Source organism: Rhodoflexus sp. (genome assembly GCF_053489755.1).
Genome location: NZ_JBRCHD010000065.1, coordinates 87,547 through 93,783, shown reverse-complemented (window position 1 = coordinate 93,783; position 6,237 = coordinate 87,547). Strand labels below are relative to the sequence as shown.

Genomic DNA, 6,237 nt, shown 5'->3' with positions numbered 1-6,237 from the left:
AAACCCGACGGGTCTTGGAGACCCGTCGGGTTTTTTACTACTGTCGTTGTTCGTATCTACTGCCGTTGTTCGTGTTCCCACGAACAACTCAGTTGCTTACGAGCGACGTTTTACTTGATTTCTTTCAGCATTTCGGCTACGGCGCGCTCCAACTGGAGGTCTTTGCCACTCAATACTGAATTGTAATCGTTGTCTACGTCAATATCGGGATTGATTTGCAGGTTTTCCGTCGGGCGACCTTCTTTGCCCATCGTGGCAATCATCGGGATACCGAATACCATCGTCGGGTCAATTTGCGTTTCCCACCATACGGCAGTGCCTGTTCCCGGTACGGGTTTGCCGATGAGCTTGCCAATGCCGAGTTGCTTGTAGGCATACGGGAAGATGAATGCGTCAGAGTAGTTGCCTTCGCTCATCAGTACGCAACTTGGTTTTGTCCACTTGTTGAGCGGTTCGCCGCCTTGGGACTTGAAGCCATAAGGAGCAAAAGTAAGATATTGCTTGCCGCCGAGGAAAGTAACCAAATCATCGTGCAGCCAGCCCCCGCCATTGAAGCGAGTGTCCACAATCAGCGCCTCTTTGTTGATATTTTTGCCCAGAACTTCCTCGTAAACGGTGCGGAAGCTGCCGTCGTTCATGCCTTGCACGTGTACGTAGCCAACCTTTCCACCGCTGAGCTTTTCAGTCATTTCGCGCATGGTATTCACCCAACGCCGGTAAAGCAAACTGTTTTCATCGCCCAAAGAAATCGGTTTTACGACTTCTTCCCAGCGCTGTCCGCTGGCAGGGTTGAATAACGAAAGGAGCGTGCGTTCGCCTGTTTTGCGGTTGAGCAGTTGCGCCCAGTCCATATCGGCGGTGATGGCTGTGCCGTTGATTTTTTCAATCACGTGTCCGGCGCGTACCATGCTGTTGGTGTTGTCCAAAGGTCCGCCTGCGATTACGTCAGTGATTTTCAAGCCGTTGCCGCCTGCCATTTCGTCGTAGAACAAGCCCAGCGAAGCCGTTGCATCAGGGTTTTCAAAACGTGGAGAATAGCGACCTCCTGTATGTGAAGCATTCAGTTCGCCCAGCATTTCGCTCAGCAACTCTTGAAAGTCGTAGTTGTTGCTGATGTGTGGCAGGAATCGCTCGTAGGCTTTGCGGTACATCACCCAGTCCAGACCGTGCAATTGCGGGTCGTAGAATTTCTTCTTCACCTGTCTCCATGCGTGCTCAAAGATATAAGCGCGTTCGCCGGCAGTATTCAGCGTCATTTCACCTTGGATATTGACAGGGGTTACTTTGCCATCGGCAGTAGCAATTTTGCTGATCCGTCCATTGACAAGCGCAAAAAGTGTCTTGCCGTCTTTGCTCATCTCAAATCTGCCGCCATCAGCATTGAGTTTTGCCAATAATTTCAACTCTTTGGTGCGAGTTTCTATCGTCCAGACGTCATAATTCTTATCCATGCGTGCCATTAGGTAAAGTTTTTCACCATCGGGCGAAAGCGCATAGGATGTCATGGTCAGCGGAAAGGTCGTTAGGCGAATTTTGCGCTCGTCTAAGCGGTCAAAGTTCATTGTCCATGCCTTTTTGGATACGTCGGCGCTGTCTTTCTTCTCTTTTTTCTCCTTGTCTTCGCGCTCTTTGAGCAGGTCAAAATCTTCTTTGGAAAGCCGGAAGCGGTCGGCAGCAGCTTTGTCAAAGAATACGGCGTACACGTCGTTTTCGCGTGCGCCCTGATAGGCAAGCGACTTGCGTCCGTTGCGATCGGTGGAGAAAAGGAGCGCTTTGCCGTCCATTGCCCAGCCGCCTATGCTTTCGCCAAAGCCGCTTTGAGTGATGTCAATGCCTTTAGTGTCTGAACCATCGGCTTTGAAAACCAGAATTTCGTTGGTGTTAAAGCGCCCTTTATTGCTGCGGGCGGCAATCCACTTGCCGTCGGGAGACCATTTAAAACTCTGGTCGCCGTCGGAGTAGCTGAAATTCTGCCCGGCAGGAATAATGACGCGGGACTGTTTGGTTACCAGATTATACACTTTGAGGATGTTGCGCTCTTCCAGATAGGCAATTTCTTTGCCGTCGGGTGAAAGTTCGGGCTGGAACTCTTCCTTGTCGGTTGCGATAACTGCTTCTTCGTTTACGAGTGTAGAAGCGTAGAAGTAAGATTCTTCTTTGCGGGCGATGGTGCTGCGCATGATGTCCCAGCTTTCGCCGCGCTCGGCTGCATAGTAGAGGCTGCGTCCGTCAGGCGACCATGAGAGGCTGCGCTCCTGATAAGGAGTGTTGGTAATGCGCTTGGTAGTGCCGCTTTCCGTAGCTGTTACGAAAACTTCGCCACGGAAAATAAAGGCGATTTCTTTGCCATTGGGCGAAGGAGTCATTTCCGAAACGCCGCTGTTGATAGCAACCGTTTTTTCGGTGTTAGAGCGGAAGTCGCCGCCCATCAATACAGTTACTTTCTTAGGTTGTTCGCCTGCTTTGAGGGTGTAAATTTCACCGTTCCATGTGAAGCAAAGCAAGTCATTGGCAGTGCGGGTCAGGTGGCGCACAGGGTGGTCTTTGAACTGCGTGAGTTGCTGCTCGCCTGCGCCGTTTACGCCAACTTTGAAAATATTTTGCACACCGTTTTTCTCACTCAAGTAGTAGATAGACTGGTCGTCGGCGCTGAATTTCGGCTCGCGGTCTTCGCCTTCAAAGCCTGAAATTTTGCGGTATTGCTTCGCTGTCATGTCGTACAGCCAGATGTCGCGGGTTACAGACGAAGTATGACGCTTGCGCCAGGCATCTTCGTAGCCTTTGCGGTCTTGAAATACGATTTGGTTGCCTTTTGAATTGAAGTGTACCTGCTCGGTTCCTGCGGCGTTCATCATCACGCTGCGACCACCTTTAACAGGCACGCTGTACAATTTCAAAAACAAGGTGCGGTTAGGAAAACGCACGCTATTGCTGGGGTCATTGCGCTGCGTACCAAATACAACACTCTGATTATCAGTTGTAAAATCATATGGATAATCGTTGGCAGAGTGGAAAGTCAGGCGTTTTGCCTGTCCGCCTTCGGCAGGCATTACAAATATGTCAAAATTGCCGTGGCGGTCGCTGGCAAAAGCAATTTGCTTGCCGTCGCGACTCCATACCGGCATCGTATTGTGTGCATCGTGAATGGTGAGCGGTACGGCAACACCGCCCGCTGCGGGAACTTTGAACAAATCGCCTTTGTAACTGAATACAATCGTTTGTCCATCGGGTGAAATAGCGGGATAGCGCATCCATAGCGCCTCTTCTTGTTGTGCATGTGTGGCAAAGGCATACAACCCAAAAACCAGCAATAGCAGGTTTCCCATGCGGTAAAAGCGAGATTTCATAATAAGACAGGTGAGTGAGGGGAACTAACTGAATCAATACAAAAAAGCAGGTCGCATAGGTTGACGGGCGAAATTTAGTCTTTTTATCGTTATCTTTCGCTTTCATCACTTTTTACAACTTCATGCCAGATGCAATTTTGCCTCTTGTAGATATTGGCGCATTAGTCAAAACAGCCGTTCAGGCAGGGCAGATTATCATGCAGCATTACCGAAGCAGTACGCTGGGTATTTTCTGCAAATCTGATCATTCGCCTGTTACCGATGCCGACCACGAGGCGCACCGCTTTATCTCTGAACAGCTTCGCCAAATGACTCCCGACTTCCCGATTGTATCGGAAGAAGGTGACAATTTTTCCTACCAGACAAGAAAAAACTGGGACACCTTTTGGATGGTAGATCCATTGGACGGCACGCAGGAGTTCATCGGGCAAACTGGGCATTTTGCAGTCTGCATCGCGTTGATTCACAGGAATTACCCGCTAATGAGTGCAGTTTACCTGCCTGCTATGCAGGAGTTGTTCTTTGCCGATGGCAAACATGCCTTTAAAACGCTGCCCAATGGTACGGTTAGCCGTTTGATATTGCCTAAAGCTCCGCCACAGGCTCCGTGGCGGGCGGTTTGCAGCAAAGGTAAAATGCCGGAACGCGACCGCATGTTTTTACAGCAGTTAGGCATCCAACACGCCGAGCCGATGGGCAGCGCTCTGAAATACTGCGCCCTTGCCGAAGGAGCGGCAGACATTTTCTTTCGCACACGCGGCAACAGCGAGTGGGACTCTGCCGCAGGTCAGGCGGTGATAGAGCAAGCAGGAGGGCACGTGCTTGACTTGCAAGGTCAGCGATTTGCCTACAACAAGGAATCGCTCCTCAATCCGCCCTTCATCTGTCTTGGCTTTTCCAACCAAGAACTGATTATGCCTGCTTTGCGAGCGGCAGGCGCACAATAAAGGTTGTCCCTTTGCCCAAAGCACGGGAAACGCTGATAGATTCGCCGTTCTTCTGCGCCATTTCGTAGGAAAGTTGTAGCCCCAGCCCTGCGCCTTTTTCGCCACCTGTACCGTAGGTAGTCGCGTGGGCGTTTATTTCCTACTGCTGCGGGATGGGGTAAAACTTACAGATGCAATAAGCCAAAAACCAGTTCGCGTAAGATATCGCCGTCCTCCATCGTGCTTTCGATGCCTTTGGCGCGGCAATCGGCTCGGTAGATCATGTGAATGGCATGTACGGCTTTGTCGCGGGTGTAAATGCGTGCTGCAGCTATGTAATCCTCTGCAAAATAGGGATTTACGCCCAGCAGCGAAGCAATTGCCGGCTTGCTCTTGTCCTGACTTTCATTGACCAGCAAAATCTTTGTGAAATAATTGAATAGCAGCGCAATCACGGGAATAGCAGGGTTATTTTTCGGATTGGCGGCAAAGTAGCTGACAATGCGATTGGCTTTCAGGATGTCGCGGCGGGCAATAGCATTTTGCAGTTCAAATGAATTGTACTCTTTGCTGATCCCTACGTAACGGGCAACCTCCTCATCGGTAATTATGGTGTTTTTATCTGTAAAGTTGATAAGCAGTTTGTCTATCTCGTTGGCCATACGCGAGAGGTCGTTGCCAATGAACTCGGCAAGCATTGCATGGGCTTTGTCTGTGGACTGAAAGCCTTTGGCAGCAAAATACTTCTTTACCCAGCCTGCCAACTGGTTTTCATAGAGTTTTTTAGTTTCTACTACAACCGCATTTTTTGCTAACGCTTTGGCGAGTTGTGTGCGGGCATCTAATTTTTTGTATTTGTAGCAAAACATCAGCAGAGTAGAGGGCACCGGCTTTTCTACATAGCGCAGCAGCATTTCTTTGGCTTTGTCGCTGTTCCAATCGCTCATGTCTTGGGCCTCTTTAACCAGCACCACCTGCCGCTGTGCCATGACCGGAAATCGGCGGGCAGCATTAAGAATACCCTGCATGTTGGAGTCTCTGCCATAAATAACTGTTAGGTTGAAACCTTTCTCACCCGGATTGAGCAGCTCATTTTCAACAAAATCGGATAGCAGATCTATATAATAAGGCTCTTCGCCCTGCAAAAAGTAGATAGGGGCTATCTTTCCCGCTTTGAGATCTTTTAGTACGCCTTCAGCGTCAGACATGGATTATCTTTTAGGTAACGCCGACAAATTTACCACATATCCGAAACTTGCAATAATCTCCACTTTACCCGTCAGGTCGCAACTGCCGTGATGGATCTTTACCTTGCCCGTGCCGTAGTGGTACAGGTTGATGGTACGCCACTCGCCTGAGGTAGTTTCCAACAGCAACTTGATATTTACTCTTCCTCCCGCAGGAGACCAAACAAAGCCTGTCTCGTAGTAAGGCACATGGTTGCAATTAGGATTGGTTTTGGTAGTGGTAATGACAAATTCGGGAGTTTGCGTTTCAAGTACTTCTTTGTGTTTGATGTAAATGTCCTCGAGTGTAGGGAAGTAAAAATCTCTGTCGTCTGCGTACTTGGCATATGCGTAGTGGTTGCCGGTGTAATCGCATCCGAACAGATTAAGCTTTACGTTGATTGTTCCCGGCGGATAACTCTTGCGAATGATTTCAAATGCTCCATTGGTTTTCTCGATGTACAAAGCAACTTGTATTTGTCTGTTTCTGTCAATTGCATTGATATAACCCTGTTCAAATAAAATACCGACTCCCTCCTTACATCCACTCACCTCTTTGATGCTTGTTATCCGAAACTTAGGCAGATTTGTCCTCGCATAGCCAACACCGTTCAAGCAAAACAGCAACAAAATTCCAACAAGTAGCTTCATTCAGATATTTATAGGCGTAACTTTACAAGTAGAAGTCATCAAAGTTATTTCATTTAACGTAAACGACGCAAATATTACATCGAATTT

The 6,237-nt window shown here is 48.9% G+C and carries 5 protein-coding genes; 1 reads left to right on the top strand and 4 read right to left on the bottom strand.

Annotation, left to right across the window (positions count from 1 at the left end; genetic code table 11):
* Positions 1-110 precede the first annotated feature (110 nt).
* Positions 111-3,347: a S41 family peptidase gene (locus ACWIP2_RS14775; protein ID WP_448520710.1), complete on the bottom strand. Its 3,237-nt coding sequence runs from the start codon at positions 3,345-3,347 to the stop codon at positions 111-113.
* A gap of 122 nt (positions 3,348-3,469) precedes the next feature.
* Here ACWIP2_RS14775 and cysQ point away from each other — a divergent pair, with 122 nt between their 5' ends.
* On the top strand, positions 3,470-4,294 hold the full coding sequence (gene cysQ, locus ACWIP2_RS14770) for a 3'(2'),5'-bisphosphate nucleotidase CysQ (RefSeq protein WP_448520709.1): 825 nt from the start codon (positions 3,470-3,472) through the stop codon (positions 4,292-4,294).
* Here cysQ and ACWIP2_RS14765 read toward each other — a convergent pair.
* The 3 genes from ACWIP2_RS14765 to ACWIP2_RS14755 all read right to left on the bottom strand — a co-directional run bounded on the left by ACWIP2_RS14765 (position 4,260) and on the right by ACWIP2_RS14755 (position 6,150).
* The gene (locus ACWIP2_RS14765) at positions 4,260-4,355 is read right to left on the bottom strand and encodes a hypothetical protein (protein ID WP_448520708.1); all 96 of its coding nucleotides are present in this window, start codon (positions 4,353-4,355) and stop codon (positions 4,260-4,262) included. The two genes, cysQ and ACWIP2_RS14765, sit on opposite strands and share 35 nt — an antisense overlap.
* Before the next feature lie 103 nt (positions 4,356-4,458).
* Positions 4,459-5,481, bottom strand: coding sequence for a DNA polymerase III subunit delta (gene holA, locus ACWIP2_RS14760; protein ID WP_448520707.1), 1,023 nt, complete (start codon positions 5,479-5,481; stop codon positions 4,459-4,461).
* A gap of 3 nt (positions 5,482-5,484) precedes the next feature.
* Positions 5,485-6,150 (bottom strand): hypothetical protein, encoded by a 666-nt coding sequence (locus ACWIP2_RS14755; RefSeq protein ID WP_448520706.1) that lies wholly within the window; start codon positions 6,148-6,150, stop codon positions 5,485-5,487.
* Positions 6,151-6,237: the final 87 nt, after the last annotated feature.

Bases quoted from the DNA above. Each gene is read 5' to 3' on its own strand.
- cysQ (WP_448520709.1), top strand. From the start codon at position 3,470: ATGCCAGATGCAATTTTGCCTCTTGTAGATATTGGCGCATTAGTCAAA.
- ACWIP2_RS14765 (WP_448520708.1), bottom strand. From the start codon at position 4,355: ATGGCGCAGAAGAACGGCGAATCTATCAGCGTTTCCCGTGCTTTGGGC.
- ACWIP2_RS14755 (WP_448520706.1), bottom strand. From the start codon at position 6,150: ATGAAGCTACTTGTTGGAATTTTGTTGCTGTTTTGCTTGAACGGTGTT.
- holA (WP_448520707.1), bottom strand. From the start codon at position 5,481: ATGTCTGACGCTGAAGGCGTACTAAAAGATCTCAAAGCGGGAAAGATA.
- ACWIP2_RS14775 (WP_448520710.1), bottom strand. From the start codon at position 3,347: ATGAAATCTCGCTTTTACCGCATGGGAAACCTGCTATTGCTGGTTTTT.